20 protein-coding genes are annotated in these 16573 nt (G+C 64.1%); 2 read left to right on the top strand and 18 right to left on the bottom strand.

Annotated elements, in window-relative coordinates; all coding sequences use genetic code 11:
- Positions 1-19 precede the first annotated feature (19 nt).
- The 17 genes from ABIB42_RS19625 to ABIB42_RS19545 form a co-directional block, all read right to left on the bottom strand.
- The gene (locus tag ABIB42_RS19625) at positions 20-418 is read right to left on the bottom strand and encodes a DUF4845 domain-containing protein (RefSeq protein ID WP_219864498.1); all 399 of its coding nucleotides are present in this window, start codon (positions 416-418) and stop codon (positions 20-22) included.
- A 12-nt stretch (positions 419-430) separates the two neighbouring features.
- Entirely contained in the window at positions 431-1360 is a 930-nt protein-coding gene (lepB, locus tag ABIB42_RS19620; protein ID WP_005666821.1) for a signal peptidase I, read from the bottom strand.
- Positions 1360-3153, bottom strand: coding sequence for a translation elongation factor 4 (lepA, locus tag ABIB42_RS19615; RefSeq protein ID WP_005666820.1), 1794 nt, complete (start codon positions 3151-3153; stop codon positions 1360-1362). Before lepA ends, lepB begins: the two co-directional genes overlap by 1 nt.
- Positions 3153-3326, bottom strand: a complete 174-nt coding sequence (locus ABIB42_RS19610; protein ID WP_177185531.1) for a hypothetical protein — start codon at positions 3324-3326, stop codon at positions 3153-3155. Before ABIB42_RS19610 ends, lepA begins: the two co-directional genes overlap by 1 nt.
- 64 nt (positions 3327-3390) lie before the next feature.
- Positions 3391-3705 (bottom strand): glutaredoxin family protein, encoded by a 315-nt coding sequence (locus ABIB42_RS19605; protein ID WP_429248862.1) that lies wholly within the window; start codon positions 3703-3705, stop codon positions 3391-3393.
- On the bottom strand, positions 3702-5156 hold the full coding sequence (locus ABIB42_RS19600) for a DegQ family serine endoprotease (protein ID WP_005666818.1): 1455 nt from the start codon (positions 5154-5156) through the stop codon (positions 3702-3704). The genes ABIB42_RS19605 and ABIB42_RS19600 overlap by 4 nt, the downstream gene beginning before the upstream one ends.
- Before the next feature lie 141 nt (positions 5157-5297).
- The gene (locus ABIB42_RS19595; RefSeq protein ID WP_429248861.1) at positions 5298-5597 is read right to left on the bottom strand and encodes a sigma-E factor negative regulatory protein; all 300 of its coding nucleotides are present in this window, start codon (positions 5595-5597) and stop codon (positions 5298-5300) included.
- A gap of 60 nt (positions 5598-5657) precedes the next feature.
- Complete coding sequence (gene rpoE / locus ABIB42_RS19590) at positions 5658-6260, bottom strand: RNA polymerase sigma factor RpoE (protein ID WP_040776532.1); 603 nt, start codon at positions 6258-6260, stop codon at positions 5658-5660.
- A 74-nt stretch (positions 6261-6334) separates the two neighbouring features.
- Positions 6335-7030 (bottom strand): hypothetical protein, encoded by a 696-nt coding sequence (locus ABIB42_RS19585; RefSeq protein WP_429248860.1) that lies wholly within the window; start codon positions 7028-7030, stop codon positions 6335-6337.
- 79 nt (positions 7031-7109) lie between these two features.
- Positions 7110-8357 carry a beta-ketoacyl-ACP synthase II gene (fabF, locus tag ABIB42_RS19580; protein WP_005666813.1) on the bottom strand — a complete coding sequence of 416 codons (1248 nt, stop codon included), beginning with the start codon at positions 8355-8357 and terminating at the stop codon, positions 7110-7112.
- A gap of 31 nt (positions 8358-8388) precedes the next feature.
- Complete coding sequence (gene acpP / locus ABIB42_RS19575; protein WP_005666812.1) at positions 8389-8628, bottom strand: acyl carrier protein; 240 nt, start codon at positions 8626-8628, stop codon at positions 8389-8391.
- Positions 8629-8821: 193 nt separating this feature from the next.
- Positions 8822-9559, bottom strand: coding sequence for a 3-oxoacyl-ACP reductase FabG (gene fabG, locus ABIB42_RS19570; RefSeq protein WP_005666811.1), 738 nt, complete (start codon positions 9557-9559; stop codon positions 8822-8824).
- Between the two features lie 16 nt (positions 9560-9575).
- The gene (fabD, locus tag ABIB42_RS19565) at positions 9576-10511 is read right to left on the bottom strand and encodes an ACP S-malonyltransferase (RefSeq protein ID WP_071362178.1); all 936 of its coding nucleotides are present in this window, start codon (positions 10509-10511) and stop codon (positions 9576-9578) included.
- A 43-nt stretch (positions 10512-10554) separates the two neighbouring features.
- A complete protein-coding gene (locus ABIB42_RS19560; RefSeq protein ID WP_273161700.1) occupies positions 10555-11541 on the bottom strand; it encodes a beta-ketoacyl-ACP synthase III in 987 nt (328 codons plus the stop codon).
- 20 nt (positions 11542-11561) lie between these two features.
- On the bottom strand, positions 11562-12650 hold the full coding sequence (gene plsX, locus ABIB42_RS19555) for a phosphate acyltransferase PlsX (RefSeq protein WP_051205072.1): 1089 nt from the start codon (positions 12648-12650) through the stop codon (positions 11562-11564).
- Between the two features lie 204 nt (positions 12651-12854).
- A complete protein-coding gene (rpmF, locus tag ABIB42_RS19550) occupies positions 12855-13037 on the bottom strand; it encodes a 50S ribosomal protein L32 (protein ID WP_005666806.1) in 183 nt (60 codons plus the stop codon).
- A 247-nt stretch (positions 13038-13284) separates the two neighbouring features.
- Positions 13285-13782 (bottom strand): YceD family protein, encoded by a 498-nt coding sequence (locus ABIB42_RS19545; RefSeq protein ID WP_208277943.1) that lies wholly within the window; start codon positions 13780-13782, stop codon positions 13285-13287.
- A 96-nt stretch (positions 13783-13878) separates the two neighbouring features.
- On the opposite strand from ABIB42_RS19545, the gene ABIB42_RS19540 reads away from it, so the two are divergent.
- Both ABIB42_RS19540 and ABIB42_RS19535 read left to right on the top strand, forming a co-directional pair.
- Positions 13879-14475 (top strand): Maf-like protein, encoded by a 597-nt coding sequence (locus ABIB42_RS19540; protein WP_429248859.1) that lies wholly within the window; start codon positions 13879-13881, stop codon positions 14473-14475.
- 18 nt (positions 14476-14493) lie between these two features.
- Positions 14494-15243: an SAM-dependent methyltransferase gene (locus ABIB42_RS19535; RefSeq protein WP_005666800.1), complete on the top strand. Its 750-nt coding sequence runs from the start codon at positions 14494-14496 to the stop codon at positions 15241-15243.
- Between the two features lie 27 nt (positions 15244-15270).
- Here the strand turns inward: ABIB42_RS19535 and ABIB42_RS19530 are convergent, their stop codons facing one another.
- Positions 15271-16563: an EAL and HDOD domain-containing protein gene (locus tag ABIB42_RS19530; protein WP_005666798.1), complete on the bottom strand. Its 1293-nt coding sequence runs from the start codon at positions 16561-16563 to the stop codon at positions 15271-15273.
- Positions 16564-16573: the final 10 nt, after the last annotated feature.

The raw sequence follows: 16573 nt of genomic DNA, 5'->3' as shown, positions 1-16573 counted from the left end.
ACGGTGTGTCTATAAAGGCTCAGGGAGCGGTGCTGTCGGCCTCGGCCACCACGCCGCTGGGGTCGGTGGTGCCGGCGAAGTCGATCAGCAGGCTGACGTTGCCCATCAGCGGCAGCCGCTTTTCGTAGGCAAAGCTGATCTGCGTTTCTTCACCAGTGCGGGTGAAGACCAGGTCCTGGCCGCGTACGGCCTCGACGTCGTTGACGCTGGTATGGCGGTTGAAGGCTTGCTGCATCTCGCGGATGCTGCCGCCGCTGTCCTTGACCTTGGCGATCGCCGACTTGATCGCGTTGTACTCGATATAGGCCGGGACCATGCGCATGGCGAAGATGCCGGCCACGCCGATGACGACCAGCGCCCCGATCAGGCCGGACAGGGAAAGACCGTCTTGTTTATTAGCTATCTTCCTGCGATCCATGCGCGCCCCTTGTTATTGGATACCGCCGACACGTTTCGGATTGCTGAAGTTCATCCAGACCACGAAGGCCTTGCCGACGATATTGCGATCAGGCACGAAACCCCAGTAACGGCTGTCCGCGCTATTGTCGCGATTATCGCCCATCATGAAATACTGCCCTTCCGGCACCACGCAGGTGAACTTGTCGTAGGTGTATTCGCAGTTTTCGCGCAGCGGGAAATTGTCCACGCTGCCCAGGTCGATATTGCGCTTGTCGGCCGTGTTCAGGATGCGGTGCTGGGTCAAGCCGCCCGGGCTCGGCAGTTTCTCGACGAACTGCTTGTGGTAGATCGGATGCTGATCGTCCAGGTAGTCGTCCAGCGCCGTGTACTCGACCGGCTTGCCGTTGACCGTCAGGCGCTTGTCCTCGTACGTGATTTTATCACCCGGCACGCCAATGACGCGCTTGATGTAATCCTGGTTCATGTCTTTTGGATACTTGAACACCATCACGTCGCCGCGCTGGGGATTATTGATCTGGATGATTTTTTTGTTAATGATCGGCAGACGGATGCCATAGGTGTACTTGTTCACCAGGATGAAGTCGCCCACCAGCAGGGTCGGCACCATCGACGACGACGGAATCTTGAACGGCTCCCACAGGAACGAGCGCAGGATGAACACCAGCGCGATCACCGGGAAGAAGCTGCCCGAATACTCGATCCAGGTCGGCTGGCGCAGGTGGGCCTGCTCGATCGCCGCGCGGTTGCCGTTGTGGTCGACCTTGATCCCATCCGCGACCAGCTTGGCGTTGCGCGTATCGTACTCGCGCAGGGCGGCATCGGCGGCGCGGCGCCGCTGTTTCGCCAAATAGAATGTGTCCAGGCACCAGATGATGCCCGTGATCACCATCAAGACGAACAGGATCAGGGCAAAATTGCCCAGGATGGGTTGCAGGTTCATTATTTATCTTCCACCTGGAGAATGGCCAGGAAGGCTTCTTGTGGAATCTCCACCGAGCCAACCTGCTTCATGCGCTTCTTGCCGGCCTTTTGCTTCTCCAGCAGCTTTTTCTTACGCGAGATGTCGCCGCCATAGCACTTGGCCAGGACGTTCTTGCGCAGCGCCTTCACGTTTTCGCGCGAGATGATGGTGGCGCCGATGGCGGCCTGGATCGCCACGTCGAACATCTGGCGCGGGATCAGTTCGCGCATCTTGGCCGCCACCTGGCGTCCGCGATACGGCGCGTTGGCGCGGTGGACGATGATGGCCAGGGCGTCGACCTTTTCGCTGTTGATCAGCATGTCGACCTTGACCACGTCGGCCGCGCGGTTTTCCTTGAACTCGTAGTCCATCGAGGCATAGCCGCGCGAGGTGGACTTGAGGCGGTCGAAGAAGTCCAGCACGATCTCGGCCATCGGGATCTCGTAGTGCAGCTTGACCTGGCGGCCGTGGTAGGCCATGTCCATCTGGATGCCGCGCTTGCCGTTACACAGGGTCATCACCGAACCCACGTACTCTTGCGGCATGTACAGGTTGACGTCGACGATCGGCTCGCGCACTTCGTTGATCTTCGACGGTTCCGGCATCTTCGACGGATTGTCGACGCGGATGATGCTGCCGTCCTTCATCTCGACCTCGTACACCACGGTCGGCGCCGTCGTGATCAGGTCCATGTCGAATTCGCGCTCCAGGCGTTCCTGCACGATCTCCATGTGCAGCAGGCCCAGGAAGCCGCAGCGGAAGCCGAAGCCCAGCGCCTGCGAGACTTCCGGCTCGTACATCAGGGCGGCATCGTTCAGCTTCAGCTTCTCGAGCGAGTCGCGCAGCGCGTCGTACTGGTTCGCCTCGACCGGGAACAGGCCGGCGAACACCTGTGGCTGCACTTCCTTGAAGCCCGGCAGCGGTTCGGGCGCCGGACGGCTGGCGAGGGTCACGGTGTCGCCCACGCGGGCGGCGGTCAGTTCCTTGATGCCGGCGATGATGAAGCCCACCTGGCCGGCGGTCAGCTGTGGCAGCGACACCGAACGCGGGGTAAACACGCCGATGTTTTCCACCAGGTTGACCGACTCGGTGGCCATCAGGCGGATCTTGTCTTTTGGACGCAGGGTGCCGTTGACCACGCGCACCAGCATCACGACGCCGACGTACGGGTCGTACCAGGAGTCGACGATCAGGGCCTGCAGCGGCGCGTCGGGATCGCCCTTCGGCGGCGGCACTTTCGCGATCAGGGTTTCGAGCACGTCTTCCACGCCCAGGCCGGTCTTGGCCGAGCACACGGTGGCGTCGGACGCGTCGATGCCGATCACGTCCTCGATTTCTTTCTTGGCGTTGTCCGGGTCGGCGTGCGGCAGGTCGATCTTGTTCAGGATCGGCACCACTTCCACGCCCAGGTCGAGCGCGGTATAGCAGTTGGCGACCGTCTGCGCTTCCACGCCCTGCGAAGCGTCGACCACCAGCAGCGCGCCTTCGCAGGCCGACAGCGAGCGGCTGACTTCGTACGAGAAGTCGACGTGGCCCGGGGTGTCGATCAGGTTCAGGTTGTAGACCTGGCCGTCGCGCGCCTTGTACTGCAGCGCCGCGGTCTGGGCCTTGATGGTGATGCCGCGCTCGCGTTCCAGGTCCATCGAATCGAGCACCTGGGCGTCCATTTCGCGGTCCGACAGGCCGCCGCACAGCTGGATGATGCGGTCGGCCAGGGTCGATTTGCCATGGTCGATGTGGGCGATGATGGAGAAGTTACGTATGTTGTTCATTAACAAAGCTCAAAACCAAAAAGGCCGCGAAAGGCGGCGACTACGACGATATAAGGCGTACTGCCGTGCAGCACGAATTGGCTGCGCAATACGAAAAAGCGCTGCGTCGGGGGCCGTGCCGGTCCCCAGGCGAGCGCCTTGGCAAAGCAGGAAATTCTTTGGAAGGTGTGCAATCACCGCTCCGACCCGGCATTTTACCGGATTTCGAGGCAGAAAGGCCGGTTTCCAGAGGGTGGCTCAGGACGCGGCCCGCGTGGCGGCGCAGGCGGCCAGGTAGGCCCGCACCGCCGCCTCGTCCAGGAAGTAGTGGCAGAGCTCGGGCTGGCCGGGATCGCCATACAGCACCGGCACCAGCTCGTCGAAGCGCGCCAGCAACGCCGGGTCGGCGTCGACGTCCAGCACGGCGACGTCGAACGGCTGCCCGGGCGGCTCGAGCGCGCGCAGCGCCGCCAGCATGTCCTCGCACAGGTGGCACCAGCTGCGCGAATACAGGACGAAGCCTGGGCCGAATTGCGCCGGCGCAGGCGCGTGCTCGCCTCGCTGCTGCGTCACTGGCGCGGCTTGAGCGTGATGTACTGCGTGGTGTCCTCGCGCTGCACCAGCAACGCCACCGCCTTCGACTTGTCGTGCTTGGCCAGCAAGCCCTTGAACTGCTCGACGCTGGTGATCGGCGTATTGTTCCACTGCAAGATCACATCGCCCGGCTGGATGCCGGCGCTGGCGGCCGGGCCCTGCGCCTCCTCGACCAGCAGGCCGTGGTCGATCCCCAGCTCCTTGCGGTCGCTTGGGGAAATATTCGACATGTGCAGGCCCAGCGCGTCCGGCGCGGCGCCCGGCGCCGGTTTCTTCGGCTGCTGGCGTCCCGGGGTCGGACGCTCCTCTTGCAGTTCGACGATGGTGACCGGCACCTCGACCTGGGCCCCACGGCGCCACACGGTGACGCTGGCGCGGCTGCCGACCTTGGAGGCGCCCACCAGGCGCGGCAGGTCGGTGGTCGACTGGATCGGCTGCTTGTTGAAGGCCAGGATGATGTCGCCGACCTTGATGCCCGCCTTCTCGGCCGGGCCGCCCGGCTCGACCATCGAGACTTCGGCGCCGCGCGCCTTGCCCAGGCCCAGCGACTCGGCCACGTCGCGCGTGACTTCGCTGATCTGCACGCCCAGGCGGCCACGGGTGACCTTGCCGGTGGTCTTGAGCTGGTCGGACACACGGATGACCTCGTCGATCGGCACCGCGAACGAGATGCCGTTATAGGCGCCCGACAAGGTCGCGATCTGCGAGTTGATGCCGATGACTTCGCCGCGCAGATTGATCAACGGACCGCCCGAGTTGCCGGGATTGACCGCGACGTCGCTCTGGATCAAGGGCAGGTATTCGCCGGTATCGCGCGACTTGGCCGAGATGATGCCGGCGGTCACGGTATTCTCGAGGCCGAACGGTGAACCGATGGCCAGCACCCACTCGCCGACCCGGATCTTGCTGGAGTCGCCGGTGCGCAGGTAAGGCAGGTTGGTCGCGTCGAGCTTGAGCAGCGCGACGTCGGAGCGGCGGTCGGCGCCCAGCACCTTGGCCTTGAATTCGCGCCGGTCGGAGAGCGTCACCGTGACCTCGTCGGCGCCCTCGACCACGTGGGCATTGGTCAGGACGAAACCGTCGCTTGATATGATGAAGCCGGAGCCGACGCCGCGCTGCACTTCGCGTTCTTCTTCTTGCGGCTGGCCGCGCCGGCCGCCGCCGCGCGGGACCATCTGGCCGCCGAAGAAGCGGCGCAGGAATTCCTGCATTTCTTCTTCGCCCGGCGCGCCGCCGCGGGTGCGCACCCTTTCGGTGGTGCGGATATTGACGACGGCCGGCCCCACCTTGTCGATGACGTCCGTGAAGTCGGGCAGGCCGGTGACGGTCGGGGTGGGTACGGGGGCTGCGGCATGGACGGGTTGGATGAAGGCCGTGGCGCCGGACACGAGCAGTGCCGACAGGAGCAGGCTGGCAGTTTTACTGGTCATGGATTCGCTATCGAATGGCTAAGATTGACTGAATGGTAAGCCAAATTGCGCGCTTTGTCGCGCCACGCCCGCCGCGCGCCGCCCACGACCGGGCAGTGAGAGAAGGAATTTAAGCCTGGGATAAGGAAGGATGGCGGGAAGTCAGGGAGAAGCGGTCTTGGCGAGCACCGCCGCCAGGCCGGTGGACTCGGCCGCGACGGCCGCGCGGCGCAGCGGCGGCGGCTCGCCGGCGAGGCGTTCGGCCAGGCGCGCGTTAAATGCCGGCGACAGCGCCGGCGAAGCCGTGTCGCGCAGCGTGTCGCCGATCAGGTGATACAGATCCCAGGCCTGGCGGCCGTCGCTGCCCTGCAGTGCGGCCAATGCCAGCTCCAGGTCGACGTCGAGCAAGGCGCCATCCTTCAGGGCAGATATCTGCTCGCGTAATTTTCTATTGGTGTCCATCGGCGGTTCCATCGACGTCGGTAGTGTTCAATATATGCTGTGTTCGTACGATCCCGCTACCTACCGACGTTTGTCAACCGGGAAATCGAGTAAAGGGCGTAATTTCTCGGCAATGACTTCGCGCGCGCGGAAAATCCGGCTGCGCACCGTACCTATTGGACAGGCCATCACTTCGGAGATTTCCTCATAGCTGAGTCCTTCGATTTCGCGCAGGACGATCGCCGTACGCAGCTCGAGCGGCAATGCTTCCATGGCCGCGTTGACGGTATGGGCGATTTGTTTGCTGGCGAGCATGGATTCAGGCGTGTTAATGTCGCGCAAGCTGTCTGCATCATCGAATCCTTCGGCGCGTTCGGCGTCCGTCTCGGTCGAGGTCGGTGCGCGCCTTCCCTGGGTTACTAAAAAATTCTTGGCCGTGTTGATTCCTATTCGATAAAGCCACGTATAAAAAGCCGAATCCCCGCGAAAATGGCGCAGGGCCCGGTATGCTTTGATGAAGGTCTCTTGCACCACGTCTTCGGCTTCGGCCGGATCGTGGACGAGACGCGACACCAGGCGCATCAGGCGACGTTGGTACTTGGAGACAAGCAAATCAAAAGCCCCCTGGTCCCCGGCCTGGACGCGCTCTACCAGCAACTGATCACACTCGCGTTCTGTCGTCACGGACCATGCCCCATTGGCGACCCTCTCGCGAGGAGGCACCGACTGATGCGTACAGCGCAAAAATCGGTACATCCTTAAGAGTTGGCCCCCTGCAATAAGTTCACACTGTTTTGTATCGGTATTGTTGCAGCGCCATTGGCCAGCGCACGCACGGCGACTGCCAGCGCGCGATATTGGCCCGCGCCCACGGCGTCTGGCAGCAGCACCAGCGGCCAGGTCGCGCCGTCCTCGGCGCGCAGGCGCAGCAAGATGCAGCAGGGCCAGACCGTGGCGCCGGGCAGCAGCGTCATGGGTGAGCCCGACTCCGGTTTCCCGGCCGCCGGCCCGCGTTTCCCCAACTCCTGTTGTACCGTCAGGCGTATCTGCCCAACTCCAGAAATATCAATCCGGCGCACCGTTGCAATCGCGTGCAAAATCGCGCTGGAATGTGTGGGGCGGTGGGCGCCTGCGGCGCCCCCATCGACGCGCCAAGGGCGGCGCGGCCAGCCGGCCACGGCGGAAAAAAGTGGGCGCGCCAGCGACAGCGCGGCCAGCAGCGGCGCGCATGCGACGGCGCCGCCGAATGCGAAGCGTTCAGGCAGCAGCAGGCCCACGGCCAGGGCAGCCGCGCACAGCGACGCGCAGAAGGCGGCGAGCAGGCAGCGCAGGCGACGCGACGGCGCGATGACGGCGGACACCGCAAGCGACATGTGGCACAGGATGAATCGAGGGAAGGACCTGCCGGCGGGCAGGATGGCGGGCGGAGGAAGCTCCTCCTCTACCGCCAGCACCGGCCGGCCGCCAGGAACGGGCGGCAGGCCGGGCTGTTGGAAGCGCCCGTCCCATTAGACCGGGACGGGGCGAAGTGGTTCAGACTTTGGCGAAGATCAGCGTACCGTTGGTGCCGCCGAAACCGAAGGAGTTCTTCACCGCGTAGTCGATCTGCATCTCGCGCGCCGTGTTGGCGCAGAAGTCCAGGTCGCACTCCGGATCCTGGTTGAAGATGTTGATCGTCGGTGGCGACACCTGGTTGTGGATCGCCAGCACGGTGAACACCGATTCCAGGCCGCCGGCGCCACCGAGCAGGTGACCGGTCATCGACTTGGTCGAGTTCACGACCAGGCTCTTGGCATGGTCGCCGAACACGCGCTTGATGCCGCGCACTTCGGCCACGTCGCCCAGCGGCGTCGAGGTGCCGTGCGCATTCACGTACTGCACCTGGTCGACGTTGATGCCGGCGTTGTTGAACGCGTTGACCATGCAACGCGCCGCGCCACTGCCATCCTCGACCGGCGAGGTGATGTGGTTGGCGTCCGCGCTCATGCCGAAGCCGATGACTTCAGCATAGATCTTGGCGCCACGCGCGACGGCGTGTTCATATTCTTCGAGCACCATGACACCGGCGCCCTCGCCCAGCACGAAGCCGTCGCGGTCGCGGTCCCATGGACGCGAGGCGGTCGACGGGTCGTCGTTGCGGGTCGACAGCGCGCGCGCCGAGGCGAAACCGCCCAGGCCCAGCGGCGACACGGTGGATTCGGCGCCGCCCGCGATCATCACGTCGGCATCGCCGTACTCGATCAGGCGCGCTGCCGCGCCGATGCTGTGCAGGCCGGTGGTGCAGGCGGTGACGATGGACAGGTTCGGACCACGCAGGCCGAACTTGATCGAGAGATCGCCCGAGATCATGTTGATGATCGATGCCGGCACGAAGAACGGCGAGATGCGGCGTGCGCCGCGGTTCGCGTATTCTTCCTTGGTCGCTTCGATCATCGGCAGGCCGCCGATGCCCGAACCGATCACCACGCCGATGCGGTCCGCGTTCTCTTCGGTGACTTCCAGGCCCGAATCCTTCAGGGCCTGGATGCCGGCTGCCATGCCGAAATGGATAAAGGTATCCATGTGGCGGCCTTCCTTGCCCGGCAGGTAGTCTTCGACGTTGAAGTTCTTGACCTCACCAGCGAAGTGGGTCGTGAATGGCGCTGCATCAAACTTGGTGATGTTGGCAATGCCCGACTTGCCGGCCAGTGCCGCATCCCACGCTTCGGCAACGGTGTTGCCGATCGGTGAAATGCAGCCCAGGCCGGTGACGACGACACGGCGGTTGCGTGAACGACTCAAGCGATTCTCCCAAAAACTGTAAAGCGACTACTCAGGCCTTGACGTGCGCGGTTGCGTAGTCGATGGCTTGCTTGACGGTGGTGATCTTCTCAGCCTGCTCGTCAGGGATTTCCATTTCGAACTCGTCTTCCAGTGCCATCACCAGTTCCACGGTGTCCAGCGAGTCTGCACCGAGGTCGTCAACGAACGAGGAATCGATTTTGATGTCTGCTTCGGCAACGCCCAGTTGCTCAGCGACGATTTTTTTAACGCGTTGTTCGATATCCGACATGTTTTGGCTCCATTAAGGTATGTGTTGCGGAAAGTGCGCGCATTTTATCAGGTTTGCGACCCGAAAAACTATTTTCGGCGACTGCGGCTATTTCGCCGGAAAGTCCTGCTAAAAGTCGAGATTGCGTCCCAATCGGGACCGGCTCCCCGGGGCCGATTGGAACGCGGTCTTTATCAATCTATTACTGTACTGATTAATTCATGTACATGCCGCCATTCACGTGCAGCTCGGTGCCCGTGATGTAGGCGGCCGTCGGTCCGGCCAGGAAGGCCACCGCATGGGCGATGTCTTCCGGCTGGCCCAGGCGGCCCAGCGGAATCTGGGTCAGCAGGGCTTCGTGCTGGCCTTCGCCCAGGGCCTTGGTCATGTCGGTGTCGATGAAGCCCGGGGCCACGCAGTTGACGGTGATGTTGCGGCTGCCAATCTCGCGCGCCAGCGCACGGGTCATGCCGGCCACGCCGGCCTTGGCGGCCGCGTAGTTCATCTGGCCCGGGTTGCCGGCCGCGCCGACCACCGAAGTGATGCTGATGATGCGACCAGCCTTGGCTTTCATCATGCCCCGCAGCACCAGGCGCGACAGGCGGCCGACGGCGGTGAGATTGGTGGCGATCACGTTGTCGAACTCGTCGTCCTTCATGCGCATGGCCAGGTTGTCCTGGGTGATGCCGGCATTGTTGACTAGGATCGACAGGCTGCCGAAGCCCTTTTGTACTTCGTCCACGACTTCCGCGCAGCGGGCCGCGTCGAGCACGTTCAGGACCACGCCCTTGCCGCCGAATTCGGCCAGGTAATCGGAAATCGCCTGGGCGCCCGATTCGCTGGTGGCGGTGCCGACGACCTTGGCGCCCTGGCGCGCCAGTTCCAGCGCGATGGCCTTGCCGATGCCGCGCGATGCGCCGGTGACGAGGGCGACTTGGTTCTGCAGATTCATAGGTTTCCTTTATCGTTTATTCGGAGATCGACGCCAGCACGCGCTCCAGCGCGGCCTGGTCGACCAGCGCTTCGCCGACCAGGTTCGCGTCGATGCGCTTGGCCATGCCGATCAGGGTCTTGCTGGGCGCGCATTCGATGACCTGGGTCACGCCGTCAGCCGCCATCTTCTGCATGGTCTCGACCCAGCGCACCGGACCGGCGGCCTGGCGCACCAGCGCGTCCTTGATCTGCTCGGGATCGTTCAGCACGGCGACGTCGACGTTGTTGATGACGTCAATTTGTGGAGCCGCAAACTTCAGCTCCGCCATATAGGTACGCAGGCGGTCGGATGCCGGCTTCAGGAGCGACGAGTGGAATGGCGCCGACACCGCCAGCTTCATGGCGCGCTTGGCGCCCTTGGCCTTGGCGATCTCGCAGGCGCGCTCGACCGCGGCGGTATGGCCGGCGATCACGATCTGGGTCGGCTCGTTGAAGTTCACGGCCTCGACCACTTCGCCCTGCGCCGCCTCAATGCAGACGGCGCGCACGTCGTCGGCCGCGAGGCCCAGGATGACGGCCATGCCGCCCTGCCCGACCGGCACCGCGTCCTGCATCGATTGCGCGCGGAAGCGCACCAGCGGCACCGCGTCGGCGAACGGGATCACGCCGGCCGCCACCAGGGCCGAATACTCGCCCAGGCTATGGCCCGCGACCACGTTCGGCACCGGGCCACCGGCCGCGATCCAGGCGCGGTAGACGGCGACCGCGGCGGTCAGCATGACCGGCTGGGTATTGGTGGTGAGGTCGAGGTCTTCTTTCGGCCCCTCGGCGATCAGGCGCTTGAGGTCGAAGCCCAGGGCGTCGGACGCTTCTTGCACCGTCTGGTCGACGACCGGGTTGCCGGCGAAGCCGTTCAGCATGCCCACTGCCTGGGCGCCTTGTCCGGTGAACAGGAATGCGAATTTGCTCATCGTTGTTTTCCGTAGTTGTTGTTCTTGGAGGCCGGGCCGGCGCTTACATGCGCGCCAGCACCGCGCCCCAGGTGAAGCCGCCGCCCACGCCTTCCATCAGGACGTTCTGGCCCGGCTTGATGCGGCCGTCGCGCACCGCCTGGTCGAGCGCCAGCGGGATCGAGGCGGCCGAGGTATTGCCGTGTTCGTTGACGGTGACGACCATCTTCTCGAGCGGCAGGCCGAGTTTCTTGGCGGTGCCGTTCATGATGCGGATATTGGCCTGGTGCGGCACCAGCCAGTCGATCTGGTCGGCGGTCACGCCGGCGTGGTCGAGCACCTCGTGCGCGACTTTTTCGAGCACCGACACCGCGAGCTTGAACACCGCCGGGCCATCCATGTGCAGGAAGCCGCTGCCGGCGACCGCGCCATTGGCCAGGTTGCCGGGGATCGACAGGATGTCGGCGTGGCTGCCGTCGGCATGCAAGCGGGCAGCCAGGATGCCCGGCTCGTTCGATGCCTCGAGCAGCACGGCGCCGGCGCCGTCGCCGAACAGCACGCAGGTGGTGCGGTCGTTGAAGTCGACGATGCGCGAAAACACTTCGGCGCCGATCACGAGCACCCGCTTGTGGTTGCCGGCGCGGATGAAGGCGTCGGCGGTCGACATCGCATACACGAAGCCGCTGCACACGGCCGCCACGTCGAAGGCGGCGCTGCCGTTGGCCATGCCCAGCTTCTGCTGCACGATGCAGGCCGTGCTGGGGAAGCTGCCGTGGAAGTCGGGGGTGGAACTGGCGACGATCACCAGGTCGACGTCGCCCGGCGCCTTGCCGGCCATCTCGAGCGCGCGGCGCGCGGCGTGCACGGCCAGGTCGGACGACAGTTCGTCGGCCGCGGCGAAGTGGCGCGCCTCGATGCCGCTGCGGGTGACGATCCACTCGTGCGAGGTCTCGACGCCCTTCTCCGCCAGCTGGGCCGCCAGCTGTTCGTTGGTAACACGGTTGGCCGGCAGGTAGCTGCCGGTGCCGGTGATTTTGCTATACAAGGTCATTGCTTCACCATCCTGCTGGGTTATTGCGCCTGGCGCTGGCCGTCGAGCGCTGGCGCCGGCGTAACTGCGGGCGCGGCGGCTGGAGCCGTTAGCGGGGCCGTTACCGGAGAGCTCGGCATCAGTTCGGCGATCAGGGCCGACAGGTGCTCTTGCACATTATTGTGTGCGGCATCGTAGGCGCGCTTGATCGCCCACTCGAAGGCATAGGCATTGGCGCCGCCGTGGCTCTTGAAGACCAGGCCTTTCAGGCCCAGCAGGCCGGCGCCGTTGTAGCGTTCCGGATTGAGCTTCTTGAGCGCCTTGCGCGCGAACACCGCGCCCAGCATCGACATGACGCTTTCCTTGAACGTGGCCTTCATGAAGCGCGACAGGCCTTCGATCGCCTTGAGCATGACGTTGCCGACGAAACCGTCGCATACGACGACGTCGACCGTGCCCTTGAAGATGTCATTGCCTTCGACATTGCCGAAAAAGTTCAGTTTGCCACGTTCGGCGTCGGCGCGCAGCAGCACGCCGGTGGCTTTCACCGCCTCGTTGCCCTTGATGTCTTCGGTGCCGACGTTGAGCAGGCCAATGGTCGGGCGCGGGATGCCCTCGATCGCCGAGCACAGCACCGAGCCCATGATGGCGAACTGGTGCAGGTGGTCCGGCTCGCAGTCGACGTTGGCGCCGAGGTCGAGGATATAGGTCGGGCCGCCCTTCTGGTTCGGCATGATCGAGCAGATCGCCGGGCGGTCGACGCCGGCCATGGTCTTGAGCACGTAGCGCGAGACGGCCATCAGGGCGCCGGTATTGCCGGCCGAGACGCAGGCGTGGGCGCTGCCATCCTTGACGGCCTCGATCGCCACCCGCATCGACGAATCCTTCTTGCGACGCAGGGCCACTTCGACCGGATCTTCCATCGTGACGATTTCGGAGGCATGCTTGACGGTCAGGCGCGGGTTATTGTCCGCGTGATGCTTCTTGAGTTCTGCGCGCAGCACATCTTCGACGCCCACGAGCACGAGCTCGGCGTCAGCTTGCTTTTTGAGAAAGGAGATGGCTGCCGGAATGGTAACTGAGGGGCCGTGATCGCCGCCCATGCAGTCAATGGATATTTTAATTGTCATTTGTTGGAGATGCCGCGGCTCACACAGGACGGGCGGCCAGAGGGGATCGGTTCGTGGCGCGCATGCGCACGGGATCCAGGCTGTTCAACATGACGGCGGTGCTAGGGATGCAGCCGGTTACTGAGCAGATGCCAAAGAAAAAGCGGCGCCACGCAGATAACATACGTTGCGCCGCTTTCATGATGCTAAAAGCCAGAACGTCGATTACTCGTCGTTCTTGGTCTTCAGGACCTTGCGACCACGGTAGAAGCCGTTTGGCGAGATGTGGTGACGCAGGTGGGTTTCGCCGGTGGTCGGCTCGACTGCCAGGTTAGGGGCGGTCAGGAAATCGTGCGAACGGTGCATGCCGCGCTTCGATGGGGATTTCTTATTCTGTTGAACTGCCATGATAACTCCTAGTACAAAGTTCTAAAATTTTAACACATTCGATATGCAAACCAGATGCAAATCGAGTATCTCGGCGGCAAGCTTTTGACGGCTGCCGACATGTTGAACGCTGCTACAACTACCGCGAATGCCATACTCGATTGCACGCGTTTGACACGTTTTGTTGCAGATTTTGGGCGACATTGTTTCTACGCTGCCGCCACCGTACTGCGAAACCTGTAATGCTGATTGTTACTACTATTTCTTCTTAGTCCGCCTTCAGGTTCTTGAGGGCGGCGAAAGGCGATACTTTATCGGTTTTCAGGCTATCGAGCAAGCCCGTATCCGGACAAACGTCATGTCGCGGCGACTGCGGCAAGGCCAGCAGGGCCTCGTCCTCGAGCAACTCGCGGATGTCGCAGGTGCGGCTGCCGACGATCACGTCGATGCTTTCGTCGTCGAGGATTTCCTCGATCGCGTCGGCATCCTCGTCGTTTTCGCCCAGCACCAGCATGGTCGACGAATCGATCTCGTAATCCATAGGCTGCAGGCAACGCTGGCAGACCAGCTTCACATGCCCGGCGACCGCGAGGGTCAGCGAAGGATAGCCCTGACGGGTCTGGCCGCCCTGGATGGACCAGCGGATATCGCCGCTCTTGTCCGTGCTCTCGGCGGCGAGACGGGTCATCTCGACCAGGGGCGTAGAGCCTTCACGATGGCCGTCGTTCTTGCAAAACTCGAAGGCGTCGATGACAAAAGCGCTCATTTGGAAAGTTACCCCGGAAAACCTGCGATAATAGCAGGCTTTTCGCGCCAGCGTCAAAAAACCGTCGTATTCCTGCCAAACCGCGCCATGACACCAATGCCTCCACTCATCCTCGCATCGAGCTCCGCCTACCGCCGCGAACTGTTGCAGCGCCTGGGCCTGCCCTTCGAGGCGGTCGCGCCCGACATCGACGAGACGCCGCTGGAAGGCGAATCGCCGCAAGCCACCGCCCTGCGCCTGGCGCGCGAGAAGGCGCAGGCCGTAGCAACCCTGCACCCCGGCGCGCTGGTGATCGGCTCCGACCAGGTCGCCACGCTGGACGGGCTGCAGATCGGCAAGCCGGGCGACCATCCACGCGCCCTGGCCCAGTTGCAACTGATGCGCGGACGCGAAGTCGTGTTCCATACCGCCCTGTGCCTGTGGGATGGCCGCGTCGCCGACCCGAGCCAGGCCGCCCAGCTCGAGAACGTGCAGGTGCGCGTCGCATTCCGCGACCTGCCGGACCACGAGCTCGACGCCTACCTGCGCATCGAGCAGCCGTATGACTGCGCCGGCAGCGCCAAGAACGAAGGGCTGGGCATCGCCCTGCTCGAAAGCATCCAGTCGAACGACCCGACCGCCCTCACCGGCCTGCCGCTGATTGCCCTGACCGGGATGCTGCGCAAGGCCGGCGTGCAGTTCTTCGGCGCCTGAACCACTATTGATCTCACCATGCCTGGCACCCTGTACCTGATCCCCAATACCCTCGGCCCGACCGACGCCAACTCCGGCGCCCTGAACGCCCTGCTCCCGACCCAGGTGCAGGCGCTGACCAGCAAGCTCGATTACTTCGTGGCCGAAAACGCCAAGACCGCGCGCGCCTTCCTGAAACTGATCGCGATCGACCATCCATTGGCCAAGCCGCTGCAGGAAATCGAGATCGCTGAATTGAACGTGAACACGCCGCCGGCGGCGCTGGCGCAACTGCTGGCGCCGCTGCTGGCGGGACGCGACGCCGGCCTGGTGTCGGAAGCCGGCGTGCCGGCCGTGGCCGACCCCGGCGCCGACCTGGTGCGCCTGGCCCACCAGAACGGCATCGCGGTGCGTCCGCTGGTGGGGCCGTCGTCGCTGCTGCTGGCCGTCATGGCCAGCGGCCTGAACGGCCAGAGCTTCGCCTTCAACGGCTACCTGCCGACTGACGCGGCGCAGCGCACCAAGCGCATCGTCGAGCTGGAGAAACGTTCGCGCGCCGAGCGCCAGACCCAGCTGCTGATCGAGACGCCGTATCGCAACGGCGCCATGCTCGACGCGCTGGCGGCGAGCTGCCAGCCCGGCACCCTGATCTGCGTCGCCACCGACCTGTCGCTGCCGACCGAGTCGGTGCGCACCTTGACGGCGGCCAAATGGAAGGCGGCGCTGGCGGCCAACAAGGGGCCAGACTTCCACAAGAAGCCAACCGTATTCCTGTTGCTGGGGCAATAAGCCGGCCGAGGGCCAGCGTCAGGATCGCTACTGCAGCGACTGCTGCGCTGGCGCCTGGGCGTCGTAGGTCAACTCGCGCACCCAGTCGAACGCCGCCAGCTCGATCTCGCGCACCTCGGCCACCGTCAGACCGATCTTCTTGAGCGCGCAAGCCAGCTTGCCGCCGCCCTCGGCTGCTTCGAGCAATTCGGCGATGCGCAGCATGGTGCCGAAGTCGCCTTCGCGCTCGAGCAGGGCCTCGCGCACATCGTGCGCGATGTCGACGTGGGCCAGGATGTCGGCCATCGGCACCGAGAACAGGGCTTCGGCCAGCGACATGATGCCGACCGTGAAGGCGCGGTCGGCGCTGGCGGTGTCGCCCGGACGCACGCGCAGCGTCATCAGTTCGAGCAGCTTGCCGCGCGTCGTGGCCAGCTGCAGCAGCGGCGACTTGAGTTCGACCCGGGCGCCGGCCGCGGTGTACAGCAGGATCTGCAGCCAGCGCCCCAGCTGGCGCCGGCCGAGCTGAACCAGGGCCTGCGACAGCGATTCGATGCGCGGCCCCGGCACCGCGCGGCTGTTCACCAGGCGCAGCAGGTTCAGGCTGATCAGCGCGTCGCGCTTGACGGCGGTCTCGATCGCCTGGCTGTCGGCGTTCGAGTTGACCAGTTCCAGCAGGCGCAGGATGGTGATCTCGGACGGGGTGATCTTGCGTCCGCTCAGGATCGCGGGACGCGCAAAATAATAGCCCTGGAAATATTCGAAGCCGAGTTCCATGCACAGCTTGAACTCGTCGATGGTCTCGACCTTCTCGGCCAGCAGGCGCTTGCCGGTGCGGCGCAGCGAATCGACCAACTGCGCCAGCTCGTTCGGGGCGACGCCCTTGACGTCGACCTTGATGATGTCGACCAGCTGCACCAGCTTGTCGAGCTCGCTCGAGTGCTCGACCACGTCGTCGACCGCGAACTTGAAGCCCAGTTCCTTGAGCTCGGCCACCCGCGCCAGCAATTCCGGCGTCGGCTTCACGGTCTCGAGGATTTCCAGGATCACCTTGTGGGATGGCAAGAAGCGCACGAAGTCGCTCATCAGCACCACTTCGTCGACGTTGACGAAGGCCAGCTGCTCGCCCACCACCTGTTCCATGCCGAGCTGCGAGGCATGCGAGATGACGGCGGCGGTGGCCGCCGCGCCGTCGGTCAGCTTGGCGTCGTCGTCCTCGCCGGCCGCACGGAACAGCAGCTCGAACGCCACCAGATGCTGGTCGCGCCCGAGGATGGGCTGACGCGCAAGAAAGAAATCATCGGACGGCACGGAGACCGCTGCCGTTGCATCGGCATGCATCGAAAAATAC

The sequence above is a fragment of the Massilia sp. UYP32 genome (assembly GCF_050434365.1).
GTDB lineage: Bacteria > Pseudomonadota > Gammaproteobacteria > Burkholderiales > Burkholderiaceae_D > Telluria > Telluria timonae.
Note: the sequence above shows the minus strand (reverse complement) of the source record. Positions and strands in the feature narration are given on the sequence as shown.